Raw genomic sequence first — 18,427 nt, forward strand, 5'->3', positions numbered from 1 at the left:
ATGCCGCGGGGCAAGCCGGACACGGTGCCCGAGGACGGGCTCACCACGCGCCAGCGCCGCAACCGGCCGCTGCTGATCGTGCACACCGGGCCGGGTAAGGGGAAGTCCACCGCCGCCTTCGGGATGGCGCTGCGCGCGTGGAACCAGGGCTGGCCGGTCGGGGTGTTCCAGTTCGTCAAGTCGGCGAAGTGGCGCATCGGCGAGGAACGGGCGCTCGTGCTGCTCGGCGAGTCCGTCGAGGGCGGCAGCGTGACCTGGCACAAGATGGGCGAGGGCTGGTCGTGGATCCAGCGGCCGGGCAGCGAGGAGGACCACGCCGCCGACGCCCGCGAGGGCTGGGAGCAGATCAGGCGCGACCTGGCCGCGGAGACCTACCGCTTCTACGTGCTCGACGAGTTCACCTACCCGCTGAAATGGGGCTGGCTGGACGTGGACGACGTGGTCGCCACCCTGGCCGCGCGACCGGGCAACCAGCACGTCGTGATCACCGGCAGGGACGCCGACCCGAGGCTGGTCGAGGTCGCCGACCTGGTGACCGAGATGGGCAAGGTCAGGCACCCGATGGACGCCGGGCAGAAGGGCCAGAAGGGCATCGAATGGTAGTGCCGCGACTGGTGATCGCCGCGCCGTCCTCGGGCAGCGGGAAGACCACCGTCGCGACCGGCCTGATGGCGGCGCTGCGCGCGCGGGGCCTGCGCGTATCCCCGCACAAGGTGGGACCCGACTACATCGACCCCGGCTACCACGCACTCGCCACCGGACGCCCCGGCCGCAACCTCGACCCCTGGCTGACCGGTGAGGACCGGGTCGCGCCGCTCCTCCTGCACGGCGCGCGGGACGCCGACATCGCGGTGGTCGAGGGGGTCATGGGCCTGTACGACGGCGCCGGGAGCGGGGACTTCGCCTCCACCGCGCACGTCGCCAGGCTGATCGGTGCGCCGGTGGTCCTCGTGGTGGACGCCGCGCGGCAGGGCAGGTCGGTGGCCGCGCTGGTGCAGGGCTTCGTCTCCTTCGACACCCGGGTCCGGCTGGCCGGGGTGATCCTCAACCGGGTCGGCTCGCCGCGGCACGAGGAGATCTGCCGCGCCGCGCTGGACGAGAGCGGCATCTCGGTACTGGGCGTGATCCCGCGGGTGGACGGGGTGGCGACCCCCTCCCGCCATCTCGGGCTGATCCCGGCGGCCGAGCGCAGCGGGGACGCGGTGGCGGCGGTGGAGCGGATGGGCGCCCTGGTCGCCGGCTCCTGCGACCTCGAAGGACTGGTGGCCCTGGCACGCTCGGCGCCACCGCTGCCCGCGCGCCCCTGGACCCCGTTCCTCTTCCCGGCGGTGACCGGGGCCGGCAGGCGGCCGGTGGTGGCCGTGGCGGGCGGGGCGGCGTTCACCTTCGGGTACGCCGAGCAGGTCGAACTGCTCGCGGCGGCGGGGGCCGAAGTGGTGACCTTCGACCCGCTCAGGGACGAATGCCTCCCCGACAACACCGGGGCGGTCGTCATCGGCGGCGGCTTCCCCGAGATGTACGCGGCGGAGCTGTCCGCCAACGAGCCGCTTCGCCGCCGGGTGGCCGCCTTCGACGGCCCGATCGTCGCCGAGTGCGCCGGGCTGCTCTACCTGGCGCGCGAGCTGGACGGCCATCCCATGTGCGGAAGGCTCGACATCACCGCGACGATGACCGGCGGGCTCACGCTGGGCTACCGCGACGCGGTGGCGACCGCCAAGTCCGTGCTCACCCGCGAGGGCGAGCGCTACCGGGGCCACGAGTTCCACCGCACGGCCACCGATCCCGGGCACGCGACGCCGCCGCTGTTCCGCTGGAGGGGCGCGGCCGACGGTTTCGCCGAGCCCCTGCTGGCCGCCTCCTACCTGCACCTGCACTGGGCCGGCAGCCCCGAGCTGGCCGAACGCCTGGTCGCGGCCATCGGCTGACCCGCCCCCACCCCGGGGCGGGTCAGCGGTCCTCCAGGTCGCCCTCGACGGTGAGGTACGCCTCCCGCAGGGCCGCCATGATCTCGGGGTCGGGGTGCTCCCACATCTTCCGGTCGGCCGCCTCGAGCAGCCGCTCGGCGATGCCGTGCAGCGCCCACGGGTTCGAGGCGGCCATGAACGCCCGGTTCTCCGGGTCCAGGACGTAGACGGCGGCCAGCCTGTCGTACATCCAGTCGGCCAGCACGCCCGTCGTGGCGTCGTAGCCGAACAGGTAGTCCACGGTGGCGGCCAGCTCGAACGCGCCCTTGTACCCGTGCCTGCGCATCGCCGCCAGCCAGTTGGGGTTGACCACCCGGGCACGGAAGACCCGCGCGGTCTCCTCGTGCAGGGTCCTGGTCCGCACCGCGTCCGGGCGGGTGCTGTCGCCCACGTACGCGGCGGGCGCCCGGCCGGTGAGCGCCCGCACGGTGGCGATCATCCCGCCGTGGTACTGGAAGTAGTCGTCGGAGTCGGCGATGTCGTGCTCGCGGGTGTCGACGTTCTTCGCGGCCACCGCGATCCGCCGGTAGGCGCTCTCCATGTCCTGCCGGGCCGGTGCCCCGTCGAGGTCGCGGCCGTAGGCGAAGCCGCCCCAGACCGCGTACACCTCGGCCAGGTCGGCGTCGTCGCGCCAGTTCCCGCTCTCCATCAGCGGCAGCAGGCCCGCACCGTAGGCACCCGGCCGGGAGCCGAAGATCCGCAGGGTGGCCCGCCGCTCGTCGCCGTGCGCGGCCAGGTCGGCGTCGGCGTGCGCCCGCACGTAGTTCTCCTCGGCGGTCTCCGCGAGGCCCGCGACCAGCCGTACCGCGTCGTCCAGCATGGTGACGACGTGCGGGAAGGCGTCCCTGAAGAACCCGCTGATCCGGACGGTCACGTCGATCCTGGGCCGGCCGAGTTCGGCGAGCGGGACCGGTTCGAGGCCGCTGACCCGGCGGGACGCCTCATCCCAGACCGGCCGCACGCCGAGCAGCGCGAGCACCTCCGCCACGTCGTCGCCCGCCGTGCGCATGGCACTGGTGCCCCAGACCGACAGCCCGACGGAGCGCGGCCACTCACCGGTGTCGGAGCGGTACCGCTCCAGCAGGGAGTCGGCCATGGCCTGCCCGGTCTCCCACGCCAGCCTGCTGGGCACCGCCCGGGGATCGACGGAGTAGAAGTTCCGCCCGGTCGGCAGCACGTTGACCAGCCCGCGCAGCGGTGACCCGCTCGGCCCGGCGGGGACGTAACCGCCGTCGAGCGCGTGCAGCACCGCGCCGATCTCGTCCGTGGTCCTGGCGAGCCGGGGCACGATCTCCCCGGCCGCGAACCCGAGCACCTTCTCCACGGCGGCCAGGACCCCGGAGCCGCGGTCACCCCCGCCGGCCAGGACGGACGCGGTGACGGGGGAGACGGCGAACGGATCCCAGCCGCGCTCCTCCATGCCCTCGACGAGGGCGCGGGCCAGCGACTCGGCCTCGTCCACGCTCACCCTCGCGGCGCCGCCGTCCTCGGCCAGGCCGAGGGCCTCACGCAGGCCGGGGAGTGCCTCCTGACCGGCCCAGATCTGGCGGGCGCGGAGCATGGCCAGCACGAGGTCGACGCGGGCCTTCCCCTCGGGGGCGTCGCCGAGCACGTGCAGGCCGTCACGGATCTGGACGTCCTTGACCTCGCAGAGCCATCCGTCGACGTGCAGCAGGAAGTCGTCGAACCCGCTGTCCTGCGGCCGGTCGTCGACGCCCAGGTCGTGGTCGAGCCTGGCGGCCTGGATCAGCGTCCAGATCTGCGCCCGGACGGCGGGCAGCTTGGCCGGGTCCATGGCCGCGATCGAGGCGTGCTCGTCCAGCAGCTGCTCCAGCCGGGCGATGTCGCCGTAGGTCTCCGCACGGGCCATCGGCGGCACCAGATGGTCGACCAGTACGGCGTGCGCCCGCCGCTTGGCCTGCGTGCCCTCACCGGGGTCGTTGACCAGGAACGGGTAGACCAGCGGCAGGTCACCGAGCGCCGCGTCGGGGCCGCAGGAGGCCGACATCCCCGCCGACTTGCCGGGCAGCCACTCCAGGTTGCCGTGCTTGCCGACGTGCACGATCGCGTGCGCGCCGAAGTCGTCGGCCAGCCACCGGTAGGCGGCCAGGTAGTGGTGGCTCGGCGGCAGGTCGGGGTCGTGGTAGATGGCGACCGGGTTCTCCCCGAAGCCGCGCGGCGGCTGGACCATCACCACGAGGTTGCCCGCGCGCAGCGCGGCCAGCACGATCTCGCCGTCCGGATCGCGGCTCCGGTCGACGAACGACTCGCCCGGCGGCGGCCCCCAGTGCGCCTCGACGCCGTGCCGCAGGTCCTCGGGCAGCGTCTCGAACCACGCCCGGTAGCGCGCGGCCGGGATCCGCACCGGGTTCGCGGCCAGTTGCTCCTCGGTGAGCCAGTTCCGGTCCTGGCCGCCCGCCGCGATCAGCGCGTGGATAAGCGCGTCGCCGTCCAGTTCCGCCACGCCGGGGAAACCGTCTCCGAGGTCGTACCCGGCCTCCGTCATGGCCGTGAGCAGCCTGACCACGCTGGCCGGTGTGTCCAGGCCGACCGCGTTGCCGATCCTGGAGTGCTTGGTCGGGTACGCCGACAGCATCACCGCGATCCGCCGTTCCGGTGCCCTGACGTGCCGGAGCAGACCGTGCCGTACCGCGATGCCGGCCACCCGCGAGGCCCGCTCGGGATCGGCCACGTACACGGTCAGACCCTCGTCGTCGACCTCCTTGAAGGAGAACGGCACGGTGATGATCCGCCCGTCGAACTCGGGGATCGCCACCTGGGAGGCCGCGTCGAGCGGGGACAGGCCGTCGTCGTTCTCCCGCCAGGCGTCCCTTCCCGTGGTCAGGCAGAGGCCCTGCAGGATCGGCACGTCCAGCTCGGCGAGCGCGCCGACGTCCCACGCGGAGTCGTCCCCGCCCGCCGAGGCGGTCGCCGGACGGGTGCCCCCGGCGGCGAGCACGGTGACCACCAGGGCGTCCGCGGCCCGGAGCGTGTCGAACAGGCCGGGCTCGGCGCTGCGCAGGGAACCGCAGTAGACGGGCAGGGCCTGGCCGCCCGCCTCCTCGATGGCCAGGCAGAGCGTCTCGACGAAGGCGGTGTTGCCCGCGACGTGGTGCGCGCGGTAGTAGAGCACTCCGATGACGGGGCCCTCGGTGCGTCGCGCGACACGTTCGAGGGGGCCCCAGCCCGGGGTGGGCGCGGGCGGTGCGAAGCCGTACCCGGTGAGCAGCGCCGTGTCGGAGAGGAAGGCGTGCAACTGGGCCAGGTTCGCCGGACCGCCGTGCGCGAGGTAGGCGTGCGCCTCGGCGCAGACCCCGCCGGGCACCGTGGACAGCTCCATCAGCTCGGCGTCGGGGGCCTGTTCGCCACCGAGGATCACGACGGGCCGCCGGTCGGCGAGCAGCGCGTCCAGCCCGTCCTGCCATGCCCGCCGGCCGCCGAGCAGCCGCACGACCACGAGGTCCGTGCCCTCGGTCAGCGCGGGCAGGTCCTCGGCGGACAGCCGCGCCGGGTTGCCGAGCCGGTAGTTCGCGCCGCTCGTCCGCGCGCTGAGCAGGTCGGTGTCGGAGGTCGACAGCAGCAGGACGGCGGGTGGCGCGGGCGGTGCGGCCGATCGTGGGGTGGGCGGCACGGAACGCATGCGGAAGTCCTCCCTCGGGGTCCTCGCCCCGGGTCGTCGTCATCGCGACGGCAGGAGTCTCCTGGCTCCCGGATCAACGCTCACCCCGGCCTTCCCGTCCGTTACCGGACCGTGGCCTTCGGTGGGGTTCGCTCCCCGGTTACAGTGGCGGGACCGCGCCGGTTTCACACCGGCTTCCTCCCTGCGCCGTCGCCTAGGTCACACTATGCCAGGCGGACATCCGTAAAGAAATGGGAGCTACCATCCACTGCGTGTCAATAACCGACCCTCCCGGAAGAAACCGGGCCGACGCGTGTCCCGGAGCGCTCCAGGTGCACGCCGCGGCCGACGGCGGCCTGGCACGGATCAGGATTCCCGGCGGGGCGCTCACGGCGGGTCAGCTCCGCGTGGTCGCCGCCGCCGCCCGGGAGCTCGGATCCGGCGTGATCGAGCTGACCTCCCGGGCGAACCTCCAGGTGCGCGGCCTCCCGCCGCAGGACGGCGAGCCCCTTCCCGCCGTGCGTCCGGCACCCGGCGACGCGCGCGTTCCGGACGACGCTCGGCGGCCTTCCCCGGCATCCGACCTCGCCGTGCGGCTGGCCGCCGCCGGGCTGCTGCCGTCGGCCACGCATGAGCTGGTACGCAACATCGTGGCCTCACCCCTGGCCGGGCGGGCACCCGCGAGCCTGCTCGACGTCCGTCCGCTCGTGTCCCGGCTGGACGGGGAACTCCGCGCCCGGCCCGTGCTCGCCGACCTGCCCGGCCGGTTCCTCTTCGCGCTCGACGACGGCTCGGGCGACATGGCGGCCCTCGGCGCGGACGTCACACTGCTGCCGGTCGAACCGGTGGACGCCTCGGTGGACGACGTCTCCGAGGTGGCGCTGCTGCTCGCCGGTGCCGACCGGGGGCTGCGCGCACCCGTCTCCTCCGCCGTCACCGGCATGCTCGCGGTCGCCGAGGCGTTCCTGGCCGAGCGCGCCGAGCAGGGGTCGGGCGCGTGGCGGCTCGCCGAGCTGACCGACGGTCCAGGACGGGTCTCGGCCCGCGTTCTCGGGACGGAGCCGGCTCTCCGGCTGTCCGCCCCCGCCGTACGACGGGCGCGGACGGCGGGGGGAGGCACGGTCGGGGTCATCGCACAGCGTGACGGAAGATCGGCCCTCACCGTTCTCGCCGCGCTCGGGCGGCTCACGGCGGCCCAGCTGGAGGCGCTCGCCCGGGCGGCCGAGCACGGCGGGGGAGAGGTCCGGGTGACGCCGTGGCGGACGATCGTCGTCCCCGACCTGCCGCCGCGGGAGGTCGACGGCCGGCGGGCGGCGCTCGCGGACGCGGGCCTGGTCGGCGACCCGGCGTCACCGTGGCTGGGCCTGACCGCCTGCGTCGGCCGGCCCGGATGCGCGAAGGCCCTCGCCGACGTCCACGCCGACGTCCACGCGGGTGTGCACGCGAACGGCGGCACCGGCTCCGAGTCCGGTGCGGGCGGTCCTGACGGCGTCCGCCCCCCGCGGAGCCGCACCCGTGCGCTTCCCGTGCACTGGTCGGGCTGCGAGCGGCGATGCGGACGCCCGCGCGGCCAGGTCGTGGACGTGGTCGCGACCGGAGACGGATACCGCGTCGAGGCGGACGGCGTGAGCCGTACGTTCGCCGACGCCGAGCAGACGAGCGCCGCGGTGGCGGCGACCAGAGAGGGAAAGTGATCGACTACATCAGGGACGGAGCGGAGATCTACCGCCGCTCCTTCGCCACCATCCGCGCGGAGACGGACCTCGGCGGCATGCCGCCGGGCGTCGCACAGGTCGCGGTCCGCATGGTGCACGCCTGCGGCATGGTCGACCTCGTCAACGACCTCGCGTGGTCGCCGGGAGTCGTCACGGCGGCGCGCGGGGCGCTGCGCGACGGCGCGCCCGTGCTGTGCGACGCCATGATGGTCGCCTCCGGCGTCACCAGGCGGCGGCTGCCGAAGGCGAACGAGGTGATCTGCACGCTCGGCGACCCGCGGGTGCCGGAGCTGGCGCTGCGGCTGGGCACCACCCGCAGCGCCGCGGCGCTGGAGTTGTGGCGCGACCGGCTCGACGGCGCGGTGGTCGCGATCGGCAACGCGCCGACCGCACTGTTCCGCCTGCTCGAACTGGTCGAGGAGGGTGCCGGACGCCCGGCGGCGGTGCTGGGCGTGCCGGTCGGCTTCATCGGGGCCGCGGAGTCGAAGCTGGCCCTGGCCGAGCACCCGGCCGGACTCGACCACCTGGTGGTGCACGGGCGCAGGGGCGGCAGTGCGATGGCGGCGGCCGCGGTCAACGCGGTCGCGAGTGAGGAGGAGTGAGCGGGTTGAGCGGGGATCTCGGGTGCCGGTGCGGGGTCGGGCTCGCGATGGCGGCGGCTGTCGTCAACGCGGTCGCGGGTGAGGGGGAGTGAGCGGGTTGAGCGAGGGTCTCGGGTGCCTGTACGGGGTCGGGCTGGGGCCGGGAGACCCGGAGCTGGTGACGGTGAAGGCGGCCAGGCTGCTCGGTGCGGCCGACGTGATCGCCTACCACAGCGCCCGGCACGGGCGGAGCATCGCCAGGTCGGTGGCGCTGCCCTACCTGCGGGGAGACCAGGTCGAGGAGGCGCTGATCTACCCGGTGACCACCGAGACCACCGACCACCCCGGCGGATACCAGGGCGCGCTCGACGACTTCTACGCCGACTGCGCCGTGCGGCTGGCCGCGCACCTGGACGCCGGACGCGACGTGGTGGTGCTCTGCGAGGGCGACCCGCTCTTCTACGGCTCCTACATGCACATGCACAAGCGGCTCGCGCACCGGTACCCGACCGAGGTGGTGCCGGGAGTGACCTCGGTCAGCGGGGCCGCCGCGGTGCTCGGCCGCCCGCTGGTCGAACGGGACGAGACGCTGACCGTGCTGCCCGGCACGCTCCCGGCGGACGTGCTGGCCGAGCGGCTGGCCGCCGCAGACTCGGCCGCGGTGCTGAAACTCGGCAGGACCTTCGAGAAGGTCCGCGCCGCCTTCGCCGAGGCCGGTCGTCTCGACGATGCCTGGTACGTCGAGCGGGCCACCACCGGCAAGCAGCGCATCGAGCCGCTGGCGGACGTCGACCCCGAGTCGGTCCCCTACTTCTCCCTCGCGCTGCTGCCCAGCCCGCTCACGCCGTTCTCCGCGAAGGCCGCGGCCGACCGCGAGGAGCAGGCCGGAGACGAGCGGCGCGGCGAGGTCGTCGTGGTGGGACTCGGCCCCGCCGGGCGGCCGTGGCTGACCCCCGAGGCGCAGGACGCCCTCGCCCGGGCCGACGAGCTGATCGGCTACGGCCCCTACCTCGATCGGGTGCCGCCCAACCCGCGCCAGCGCCGCCACCCCACGGACAACCGGGTCGAGGCCGAGCGCGCCGCGCACGCGCTGGGGCTGGCCGCCGCCGGATCGCGGGTGGCCGTGGTCTCCTCGGGTGATCCGGGGGTGTTCGCCATGGCCAGCGCGGTGCTCGAGGTCGCGTCCGAGCCGAGGTTCGCCGATGTCGAGGTACGCGTGCTGCCCGGCCTGACCGCCGCCCAGGCGGTGGCCAGTCGCGCCGGGGCCCCGCTGGGCCACGACTTCTGCGTGCTGTCGCTGTCCGACCTGCTCAAGCCGTGGGAGGTCGTCGCGGACCGGATCACCGCCGCGGCACGGGCCGACCTGGTGCTGGCGATCTACAATCCGGCCTCGCGGAGCCGGACCTGGCAGGTGGCCGCCATGCGCGACCTGCTGCTCGAACACCGTTCCCCGCGCACGCCCGTCGTCATCGGGCGGGATGTCGGCGGCCCGCAGGAGAGCGTGCGCGTCGTGGAACTGGCCGATCTCGACCCCGCCGCGATCGACATGCGCTGCCTGCTGATCGTGGGCTCGTCCACCACCCGGCTCACCGAACGCGGCGGACGGCCCGTCGTCTACACCCCGCGCCGTTACCCGGCCTGAGCCTCCACCCAGGCCGCGGCCGCCTCGGCGGTGTCCGCCAGCGGGACACCGCCGGGAACCGGCGGCCGCCGTACGATGACCACCGGAAGCCCCAGCTCCCGAGCGGCGGCCAGCTTGGCGGTGGTCATCTCGCCGCCGCTGTCCTTGGTCACCAGCACCTCGACGCGGTGCTCGCGCATCAGCTCCAGCTCTCCGCGCAGGGTGTACGGCCCCCGGGAGAGCACGACCACCGTCCGGCCGGGCAGCGGTGGGGTGGGCGGATCGACGGACCTGGCCAGGAACCACAGGTCAAGGCCGGTGAACGCGGCCAGGCTGCGGCGGCCGGTGGTGAGGAAGACCCGCCTCCCCAGCTCGGGCAGCAGGCGGGCGGCGGCCTCAAGCGTGGGCACCCAGCGCCAGTCGTCGTCCGGACCCTGCTGCCAGCCGGGGCGGCGCAGCACCAGCAGCGGCACCCCGGTGCCGGCGGAGGCCGCGACGGCCGAGGCGGTCATCCGCCGGGCGAACGGGTGGGTGGCGTCGACGACCAGGTCGATCGCGTGCTCCCGTAGCCACCCGGCGAGCCCCTCGGGGCCGCCGAATCCACCCTCGCGCACCTCGCCGACCGGGAGCCTGGGGTTGGCGACCCGTCCCGCCAGCGAGGACACCACGTGCAGATCCGCCTGCCCGTCCAGCCGGGCGGCCAGCGCCCTGGCCTCCGCGGTGCCGCCCAGGATCAGCAGGCGTCGCATCGGCCGCTCACCCCCGGCACCTGTCCGCCGAGTAGAGGTGGCTGTCGGGGAACGCCGAGGCCGTCAGCACCCGCCCGACCACGATCACCGCCGTCCGCAGCACCCCGGCGGCCCTGACCCGCTCGGCGATGTCGGCCAGGGTGCCCCGCAGGATCACCTCGTCGTCCCTGCTCGCCCGGGCCACCACCGCCACCGGGCAGTCGGCGCCGTAGGCGGGGAGCAGCTCCGCGACGACCGCCTCGATCCGCTGCACGGCCAGGTGCAGCACCATGGTCGCCCGGCTCGCGCCGAGCGTGGCCAGCTCCTCGCCCTGCGGCATCGGCGTGGCACGCGCGGACGTACGGGTGAGGATGACGGACTGCCCGACTCCCGGCACGGTGAGCTCCCGCTTCAGCGAGGCCGCCGCGGCCGCGAAGGCCGGGACGCCCGGCACCACGTCGTACGGGATGCCGAGCGCGTCCAGCCGCCGCATCTGCTCGGCCATCGCGCTGAAGACGGAGGGGTCGCCCGAGTGCAGCCGGGCGACGTCCAGCCCGGCCGCGTGCGCGCCGGCCATCTCGGCGACGATCTCGTCGAGGGTGAGCCCGGCCGTGTCCACCAGCCGTGCCCCGGGCGGGCAGTCGTCCAGCAGCTCGCGCGGCACCAGCGATCCGGCGTACAGACACACCGGGGACGAGGCGATCACCCGCAGGCCGCGCACCGTGACGAGGTCGGCGGCTCCGGGACCCGCTCCGACGAAACGCACCCTGGCCGTCAAGACTCCTCCTCCTTGACCGGTGACTCTTTGACCGGTGACTCTTTGACCGATGACCAGACGGTCACCGGCATCATCGTCCGCCAGCCGGTGAAGCCGCCGACCGGGGCGGCGCGGCCGACCGCGAGGCGCACCAGGTCCCCGCCGTACCTGCCGTACCAGTCGGCCACCACCGCCTCGGACTCCAGGGTCACCGCGTTGACCACCAGCCTGCCGCCCGGCCTGAGCGCCGCCCAGCAGGTGCTCAGCACCCCGGGGGCCGTCGCGCCGCCGCCGACGAAGACGGCGTCGGGCGTGGCCAGCCCGGCGAGCGCGCCGGGGGCCGCGCCGACGACGATCTCCAGCTCGGGCACTCCCAGTGCGGCGGCGTTGCGCGCGGCCCGCTCCGCCCGGTCCCGGCGGCTCTCCACCGCCACGGCCCGGCACGCGGGATGGCAGCGCATCCACTCGATCGCGATGCTCCCCGCACCCGCGCCGACGTCCCACAGCAGCTCGCCGGGGACGGGCGCGAGGCGGGACAGGGTGACCGCCCGCACCTCGCGCTTGGTCAGCTGCCCGTCGTGCTCGAACGCCTCGTCCGGCAGCCCGGGGACGCGGGGGAGCGGGACGTGTCCCGGGTCAGACATTGCCGAGCACCCGGGTCACCTGGATCTCGATCACGACACGGTCGGGGTTCACCCGGGGGGCGCGGTAGCGCAGCGTGTACCGGCGCTCGGCGTCGGCGACCTCCTCGGGGGTGTCCCGGAGCACCGCACGCCCCTCCAGGGTGGACCAGCGCCGCCCGTCGACCTGGCAGACGGCGGCCGGCGCGCCCGCCGGACCCGCGGCGGCCACCAGCCGGGCCTTGTACGACCCGCGCGAGGTGATGACCCGGGCGATCGCCGTGCCGGCGTCGAGTGTCACCCCGACGGGCACCACGTGCGGCGTCCCGTCGGAGCGGACGGTGGTCAGCGTGCACAGGTGCCGCTCATGCCAGAACGCGTCGAATCCCTCGCCGAGTCCGGCCAGGTCCGGTCGCGTGGCCCCCACAAGCATCACATCATCCCAATGGTCGTCGGTACGTTCGCCCGGTGACGAACCCCCGTCACACCGTCGCGGGGTGCCGCCCCCTCCCGGTGCCGGGCGGGGCACGCCGCACGTCACCCGTGGCGGGGCCAGAGTGTACTTGGAGACGGAGGCGACGGCCGAGGCCAGGGTCCCGAGCGGCACCGGGCCGGGTACCGCGTGGGCGAGGCCGCCGCCCGGATCAGACCGGATCAGACCGGATCAGACCGGGTCGGACGACCCGGACCCGCTCGGCAGCAGCAGCGCGACCAGCACGCCCACCCCGCACAGGGCGGCGGTGATCAGGAAGATCTCGCTGTACTCGGTGTGCAGCGCCGCCCTGACCTTCCCCTCGTACTCGGCGAGCCGGGTGGCGTACACGGCCGGGTCCACGCCGAAGGGCAGCGGTGTGTCCAGGTCCGCGGTGAGGGACTGGAAGCGGTGGAAGCCCCAGGCGGACAGCGCGGCGACACCGAGCAGCATGCCCATCATCCGGGCCACGACCACCGCCGCCGAGGCCACCCCGTGCTGGACGGCGGGGACGGCGCGCAGCACCGCGGAGGAGACCGGTGCGATCACCAGACCCAGACCCAGACCGGCGACGATCAGGTCGGCGTCCATCCGGTACCCGGCCGAGGCGAGGTCCAGTGGCCACTGGCCGATGCGCACGTAGCCGACCGCGGCCAGCGCCAGCCCGATCACCGTCACCGCGCGCTCACCGTACCGGCGGGACGCCAGGCCGCCCACCAGAGCGGCCACCGAGAGCGCGACCAGGAAGCGCGACAGCACCAGGGCGCCGTCCAGGGTGTCCAGGCGCAGCAGGGTCTGGGCCGACAGCTGCACGTCGACCAGGGTGACCAGCAGCGCGGCACCGGTCAGGAAGCTCACTCCGAGCGTGGCGAAGAACGGGCCGCGCAGCACCCCCGCCATGTCGATCAACCGGGTTCTGGCACGCGTCTCCCACGCGACGAACACGGCGCCGGACACGACCCCGCCGACGATCGCCGGCAGGCCCCAGGGCGGGAGGACCGCCTTGCTCGGGTCGGGGTTGTAGAGACCGGCCACGAGCAGGCCGAGCGCGAGCGCCAGCAGCAGCCCGCCGACCACGTCGACGCGGCTGCCGCCGGCGCCGCTCCGGTCACGGCCGGGGGGCGGCACCGACCGATGTACGGCGACCGCGGCCAGGGCCACCAGCGGGATGTTCAGCCAGAAGATCGACCGCCAGCCGCCGAGTTGCACGCCGCCGAACTGGAGGGTGGGCGGGACCAGGGCGGCGAGGGCCGCGCCGTACAGGGGGCCCAGCACGCTGCCGAGCTCCTGGGCCGATCCCACCGCGCCGAGCGCCACCGGACGCTCGTCCTCATCCCACAGATCTCCGATCAGAGCCATGGTGATGGGCAGCAGCGCACCGCCGGCGACCCCCTGCAGGGCCCGTCCGGCGACCAGCCAGGGCACCGTCTCACCCAGCGCGGTGACCACCGAGCCCACCGCGAAGCCCGCCAGGCAGAGCTGGATGAGCGGGCGCCTGCCGTACCGGTCGGAGAGCTGGCCGAGCAGCGGCATGGCCGCGATGTAGCCGAGCAGGAAGCCGGTGACGATCGGGGTGGCCCGCTCCATGTGGTTGAGCGGGACGTCGACGTCCTTGGCGATGTCGACGAGGACCGTGACCACGACGTACGCGTCCAGCGCCGCCAGCAGCACCGCGGTGCCGCCGACGCCGAGAGCGGCCCGTCGCCGGGCCGTCCGGCCACCGTCCTCCGAGACGGCGCGGGTCGCCATCACTGGGCCGGAGCGGTGACCTGGACCGGCACGTCGTAGTCGCCGAAGACCACGATCACCTTGCCGCCGGTCAGTGGCAGATCCGCCTTGAGCAGGCGGCTGGTGGTCTTGTCGATCCAGAGCGTGCCGTCCACGCTCTGCGCGAGGCCGGGCACCATCGTGGCGAGCACCTGCTGGGAGAGCGTCGCCGAGACCCGGTAGGAGTCGACGCCGTTCACCTTCTCGGCCGCCTGGGTCTTCGGGTCCAGCGCGTTGCTCAGCAACTGTACGAGGCCCCTCTCCGGGTTGAGGATGGCGGACGGGTCGTAGATCGCCGCCAGCTGGCTCCGTGACATCTTCTGGAAGCCTCCGGTCACCCCCTTGAAGTGGACGGTCTCCCCGATCAGCACGAAGCTGATCTCCTGGAGGCTGCCCGCCACGTCGATCTGGATGGTGCCGTCCGCGTCGCCGGTCCCGCTGAGGCGGCCGGAGGCCTTCTTGACCGGCACCGCGGGAGTGCCCTCGGTCTCCATGGAGAAGGTCGCCGACTTCACGGCACGTGTCGCCTCCGCGGACTTCTTGACCAGCTCGGCTCCGCTGGGGAGGGCCGTCGTAGCGTCGGAGGCGTTGCCGCCGCTGCAGGCGGTGACCAGGGAGCACGCGGTGAGCACCGCGGCGATGAAGATCCGGCGAGCAGACATGGGCGGATCGTAACGACAGCGTGGTCTAGTAAGGGAGTACGGGCGGTATCGGTTTCGCGTCAGCGAAAGTTTTTGAGGTGCTCCACCACCGGAGCGTAGGCGATTTCCAGCTCGATCAGCTGATCGTCGGTGAGCAGGTCGATGAAATGCCGGCGTACGCCGGCCACATGGTGCGGCGCGACCCTGTTGATGGTGTCCCAGCCGTGCTCGGTGAGGACGGCGAAGGTGCCGCGCCGGTCATCGGCGCAGGTCTCCCTGGCGACCAGCTCGGCCTTCTCCATCCGGGAGATCTGGTGCGACAGCCGGCTGCGGGACTGGATCGTGGCGTCCGCCAGGTCGCTCATCCGCATGCGGTGCCCGGGGGTCTCCGACAGGTTCACCAGGATCTCGTAGTCGTTCACCGAGAGCCCGAAGGGCTGTAGTTCGCGGTCGAGGCGGTGTTCGAGGAGTTTGTGCGCGGCGAGGTGGGCACGCCACGCGCGCTGCTCGACTGACGACAGCCAGCGAGGCGTCTCGTCGTTCACCGGTCGCTCACCACTCTCGTTCCCCGCGCCGGTGACTTCGGCGGGTCCGCCCCCCGGCCGACCACTCCGTTCGCCGGGCGAGGCCTGCTGCAGGGTCATGGATCAGAACCTACCTCAGAAGGCGCCGATCACTCGTGGTAGGCGGCGTCAGCGCGGCCGGAGGGGGTTCTCTCCGTCGTCAATCGCTCTTCTTACTCGGCGACGGTGCCGGGGATGACGTCGGGGACGGCTCGGCGGTCTCGCCGTTCGGGTCGGTGACCAGTTCCTCGGCGGCGCCCATCACCGTGGCCGCGTTCACCTTCCACTGGCCCCCCGTCTTGATCAGGCTCAGCTCCATGTACGTGCCGAGCATGCGCCGGGTCCCGGCCGTGCTCGTGACCTGGGAGTCGACCACCGTGATCGCCTTCGCCCTGCCCTCGCCGACCCCTGAGACGTAGACGCCGCGGATCGAGGCCGAAGAGCTCGCCCGCATCGTGATGATCACGCTTTCGAGCGGGCTGAACGCCTCGTTGTAGGTCTTCTCGAAGTCCTCGCCGGAGATGGCGAAGACCCGGTCGCGGTAGGCCTGCAGGTCGGTGTGGTCGTAGGTCTGCAGGGCCACGGCGAACTCGCCCGCCCGGGTGGACACCGCCCCGCGGTCGGCCTTCTCCCGCGCCAGCCGGTCGGCGGCCGTCCACTGGAGCACCGCGGTGGTCGCGGTCGCCGCGAACAGCATGACCGCGACGGCACCGGCCAGCCTGCCGCGCCACGTGCTGAATCCGCTCTTTTCCCGGTCCGCGGCTCCGTGCTCCCGCTCGGGGTCCGCGTTCGCTCCGGCGGAGGGTCCGGCCTTCGTCTCGTCAGCGGCCTCCTGGCCCTGCTTCTGCTCGGGAACCGGAGCGTCCTCCTCCGCGCTCGTCCCGGTGGAGGGTCCGGCCTCCGTCTCCTCAGCGGATTCCCGGTCCTGGTCCGGAGTGTCCTCGGCGGGGTCGTGCCGGCGCTGTTCCGACGTGCGGGGGGTGGGGGTCAAGGGCTTACTCCTGTTCACGGCGGCGGGAGGCCCGGCCGACGGCGATCCAGCCGAGCACACCGCCGGAGACGACGACCGCGGCGAAGATCGCAACGATGAGGGGGGTCATGTCCTGGGAGGACTCCGGGGTCCGGTCGGCGTCCGCGGCCGGTACCGGCTCCTGGCTCTCCTCGGGCGCCGGCGTCGCGTCGCCTGGTTCGGCGGTCGCTCCGTCCGCCGAGTCGTCGGCGGTTCCTTCGGTGTTCTCGTCGCGGGGAGCCTCCTCGTCCCTTCCGACCGCCACCTTGCTCGCGGGCCCCTTCGGGCAGGTACGGAGCTTGGGAATCGTCGGGGGAGCCAGCGGGTTGCGATACTCCCGCGCGGCCTTGGGGCCGCCGGGGACGCTGAAGATGAACGCGGTCCTGCCGTACAGGCCGCCGGCCTGCCTGTCGCCCACGTCGGCGAGCAGCGCCTGTGCGGTGGGTATGTTGCGGAGCAGGCGGTTGACGTTGTCGGGGGCGGCGCCGCCGAACACCTTGCCGGGTTTGATGCCTCCGGCGGTCAGCACGCAGGAAAGGCCGGGGCGCGCGGTGGTGAGCAGGGTGTTGACCTGCCGGAAGAAGCTCGGTCCGTGGTCGAGGGCGGCGTTCAGCTGTTTGCGGGAGTCGCGGATGGCCTGGGTCACCCCGGCCAGGTCCTGCACCCCCTCGGACAGTTTCTCGCGTCGGCCCGCCAGGGTCCCGGTGAGCCTGGTGAGCTGCACCGACAGCTCGTCCAGCACGTCGGTGTTGTCGGCGAGGGTCGCGGTGAGGTCGTGCGCGTTGTCGACGATCTCCCGGATCGAGGTCGTCCGCCCGTTCAGCCCGGCCGCCAGCTCTCCCACGATGGTCCGGGCGTCCTCGGCCGGCACCGCGTCGAGCAGCTTGCCGATTCCGTCGAACAGTTTCCGGTAGTCGAGCGGCACCGAGGTGCTGGCCAGCGGGATGGTGGCGCCCGCGGCCAGGACGGCGCCCCCACCGGCTCCGCCTTCGGGCGGGGAGATCTCCACGTACGGCTCGCCGACGGCGGACTTACGGCGCACCTCGGCGGTGACGTCCCGGGGCAGTCGCACCCCGCGATCGATGCTCAGCGCGACAACGATCTTGCCGGGGGCCAGCTGCACGCCGCTGATCCGGCCGATCCGCACACCGAGGTAGGCCACGTCGAAGCCCTCCACCAGGCCGGGGGAGGAGAGGAACTCGGCGTTGATCCGGTACGGCCGCTCGACGAGGTCGAGCTTGATGATGGTGGTGAACGCCCACACGGTCATCACGACGCCGAGTACCACGAAGAAGCCGAGGTTGATCCAGATGCGGTTCCTCATCGCGGCGGCCCCAGCAGCAGGCGGAAGTCGTCCACCGAGTTGGGCAGGCGGGGCCGCTCGCTCTTCTTCGGCTCGGACACCAGCAGTCCTTTCAGCCACACGGAGATCAGCAACTGGCCGTTCACCACGAGCGGTGGCTGGTCGAGGAAGCTCTGCACCCGGCTCACCAGCAGCTTCAGGTCCTCCTTGCCGCGTACCGCGGAGGCGGAGACCGCGTCGAGTTCGCGCAGCAGGGTGCGCAGCCGGGCCTCGTGCCTGGGATAGATGGTGTCGTTGGCCTCGCGGGCCAGCGCGGTGAGTTCTTTGAGGGTCTTCTTGATGTGCCTGCGGCCGTGGTTCAGGCGGGTGGTGGCGTCGGCGAGCGTGCCGGGCAGCCGGTCCAGCTCCGCGGTGCCCTTGGCGAGTTCGTCGCCGAGCCTGGCCAGGCCGTCGATGGTACGGGCCAGGTCCTCGCGGGACTGCGCGTAGGCGGTGGTGACCTCGGTGGTCTGCCGCAGGAGCCGGTTGAGGTCCTTGCCCTTGCCGCCGATCCCGGTCGCCGCCGCGTCCAGGACGGCGTTCACGTCCTGGGCGCCGAGCGCGTCGATGAGCGGCCCGGCCCGTTCGGTGACCTGCTCGATGTCGGGCTTGACGGAGGTCACGGCGATGGCCGAGCCGTTCCGCAGGAACGGCCCCGTCGTCATGTCCCGTCCTTCGGGAAGATCCAGTTCGACGTAGTTCTCGCCGAGGATCGAGGTCTTGGCGACGACGGCGCTCGTCCCCTCGGGCACCTGGTTGCCGTCCTCGATGGACATGGTGACCTTCGCCCGGTAGCCCTCCAGCCGGATGTCGGTCACGCTGCCCACCCGCACGTCGGAGACCTGCACGCTGTGCCCGGCGACCAGACTCTGCACGTCGTCGAAGGTCGCGGTCAGGGTGAGCCCGCCGGTCGGCGCGCCCAGGGTCTGCAGGCTGCACGCCGTGCCCAGCCAGAGCACGGCCAGCCCGGCGGCCGGGCGGGTCCACCACCGCCACCGGTCCGCGATCCTTCGTCCCATGCCCGGCGG

The 18,427-nt window shown here is 73.4% G+C and carries 15 protein-coding genes, 1 pseudogene and 1 riboswitch; of the genes and pseudogenes, 5 read left to right on the forward strand and 11 right to left on the reverse strand.

The window, feature by feature from the left end:
* A complete protein-coding gene (gene cobO, locus AB0K21_RS13160) occupies nucleotides 1–603 on the forward strand; it encodes a cob(I)yrinic acid a,c-diamide adenosyltransferase (protein ID WP_364149677.1) in 603 nt (200 codons plus the stop codon).
* Nucleotides 597–1,925, forward strand: coding sequence for a cobyrinate a,c-diamide synthase (locus tag AB0K21_RS13165; protein WP_364149679.1), 1,329 nt, complete (start codon nucleotides 597–599; stop codon nucleotides 1,923–1,925). Before cobO ends, AB0K21_RS13165 begins: the two co-directional genes overlap by 7 nt.
* A 22-nt stretch (nucleotides 1,926–1,947) precedes the next feature.
* Here AB0K21_RS13165 and cobN read toward each other — a convergent pair whose 3' ends face one another.
* Nucleotides 1,948–5,604 (reverse strand): cobaltochelatase subunit CobN, encoded by a 3,657-nt coding sequence (gene cobN / locus AB0K21_RS13170; RefSeq protein WP_343968921.1) that lies wholly within the window; start codon nucleotides 5,602–5,604, stop codon nucleotides 1,948–1,950.
* A 31-nt stretch (nucleotides 5,605–5,635) separates the two neighbouring features.
* Nucleotides 5,636–5,840: riboswitch (cobalamin riboswitch) on the reverse strand.
* Between the two features lie 15 nt (nucleotides 5,841–5,855).
* On the opposite strand from cobN, the gene AB0K21_RS13175 reads away from it, so the two are divergent.
* From AB0K21_RS13175 to AB0K21_RS13185, 3 genes are all read left to right on the forward strand, one after another.
* A complete protein-coding gene (locus AB0K21_RS13175) occupies nucleotides 5,856–7,277 on the forward strand; it encodes a precorrin-3B synthase (protein WP_364149681.1) in 1,422 nt (473 codons plus the stop codon).
* The gene (locus tag AB0K21_RS13180; RefSeq protein WP_343963722.1) at nucleotides 7,274–7,900 is read left to right on the forward strand and encodes a precorrin-8X methylmutase; all 627 of its coding nucleotides are present in this window, start codon (nucleotides 7,274–7,276) and stop codon (nucleotides 7,898–7,900) included. Before AB0K21_RS13175 ends, AB0K21_RS13180 begins: the two co-directional genes overlap by 4 nt.
* Before the next feature lie 97 nt (nucleotides 7,901–7,997).
* Nucleotides 7,998–9,521, forward strand: a complete 1,524-nt coding sequence (locus tag AB0K21_RS13185) for a precorrin-2 C(20)-methyltransferase (RefSeq protein WP_364149684.1) — start codon at nucleotides 7,998–8,000, stop codon at nucleotides 9,519–9,521.
* On the opposite strand, the gene AB0K21_RS13190 is transcribed toward AB0K21_RS13185, so the two are convergent.
* The 10 genes and pseudogenes from AB0K21_RS13190 to AB0K21_RS13235 all read right to left on the reverse strand — a co-directional run bounded on the left by AB0K21_RS13190 (nucleotide 9,509) and on the right by AB0K21_RS13235 (nucleotide 18,418).
* Complete coding sequence (locus AB0K21_RS13190) at nucleotides 9,509–10,249, reverse strand: cobalt-precorrin-6A reductase (protein ID WP_364149686.1); 741 nt, start codon at nucleotides 10,247–10,249, stop codon at nucleotides 9,509–9,511. The two genes, AB0K21_RS13185 and AB0K21_RS13190, sit on opposite strands and share 13 nt — an antisense overlap.
* 7 nt (nucleotides 10,250–10,256) lie before the next feature.
* On the reverse strand, nucleotides 10,257–11,006 hold the full coding sequence (gene cobM / locus AB0K21_RS13195; RefSeq protein ID WP_364149688.1) for a precorrin-4 C(11)-methyltransferase: 750 nt from the start codon (nucleotides 11,004–11,006) through the stop codon (nucleotides 10,257–10,259).
* A pseudogene (gene cbiT, locus AB0K21_RS13200) lies at nucleotides 11,003–11,605 on the reverse strand (precorrin-6Y C5,15-methyltransferase (decarboxylating) subunit CbiT); the annotation flags it as partial. The gene cobM and the pseudogene cbiT, both read right to left, overlap by 4 nt.
* Nucleotides 11,606–11,621: 16 nt before the next feature.
* Nucleotides 11,622–12,038, reverse strand: coding sequence for a pyridoxamine 5'-phosphate oxidase family protein (locus AB0K21_RS13205; protein WP_343963730.1), 417 nt, complete (start codon nucleotides 12,036–12,038; stop codon nucleotides 11,622–11,624).
* Between the two features lie 231 nt (nucleotides 12,039–12,269).
* Nucleotides 12,270–13,826 carry an MFS transporter gene (locus AB0K21_RS13210; RefSeq protein WP_364149690.1) on the reverse strand — a complete coding sequence of 519 codons (1,557 nt, stop codon included), beginning with the start codon at nucleotides 13,824–13,826 and terminating at the stop codon, nucleotides 12,270–12,272.
* Nucleotides 13,826–14,506, reverse strand: coding sequence for an LppX_LprAFG lipoprotein (locus tag AB0K21_RS13215; protein WP_343963734.1), 681 nt, complete (start codon nucleotides 14,504–14,506; stop codon nucleotides 13,826–13,828). Before AB0K21_RS13215 ends, AB0K21_RS13210 begins: the two co-directional genes overlap by 1 nt.
* Nucleotides 14,507–14,565: 59 nt before the next feature.
* Entirely contained in the window at nucleotides 14,566–15,129 is a 564-nt protein-coding gene (locus AB0K21_RS13220; RefSeq protein WP_343963736.1) for a MarR family transcriptional regulator, read from the reverse strand.
* A gap of 79 nt (nucleotides 15,130–15,208) precedes the next feature.
* On the reverse strand, nucleotides 15,209–16,039 hold the full coding sequence (locus AB0K21_RS13225) for a hypothetical protein (protein WP_364149693.1): 831 nt from the start codon (nucleotides 16,037–16,039) through the stop codon (nucleotides 15,209–15,211).
* 4 nt (nucleotides 16,040–16,043) lie between these two features.
* Nucleotides 16,044–17,381, reverse strand: a complete 1,338-nt coding sequence (locus tag AB0K21_RS13230; protein ID WP_343963740.1) for an MCE family protein — start codon at nucleotides 17,379–17,381, stop codon at nucleotides 16,044–16,046.
* Nucleotides 17,378–18,418 carry an MCE family protein gene (locus AB0K21_RS13235; RefSeq protein WP_343963742.1) on the reverse strand — a complete coding sequence of 347 codons (1,041 nt, stop codon included), beginning with the start codon at nucleotides 18,416–18,418 and terminating at the stop codon, nucleotides 17,378–17,380. Before AB0K21_RS13235 ends, AB0K21_RS13230 begins: the two co-directional genes overlap by 4 nt.
* Between the last annotated feature and the right edge of the window lie 9 nt (nucleotides 18,419–18,427).

The organism is Streptosporangium sp. NPDC049248 (assembly GCF_040678965.1).
Taxonomy (GTDB): Bacteria; Actinomycetota; Actinomycetes; order Streptosporangiales; family Streptosporangiaceae; genus Streptosporangium; species Streptosporangium fukuiense.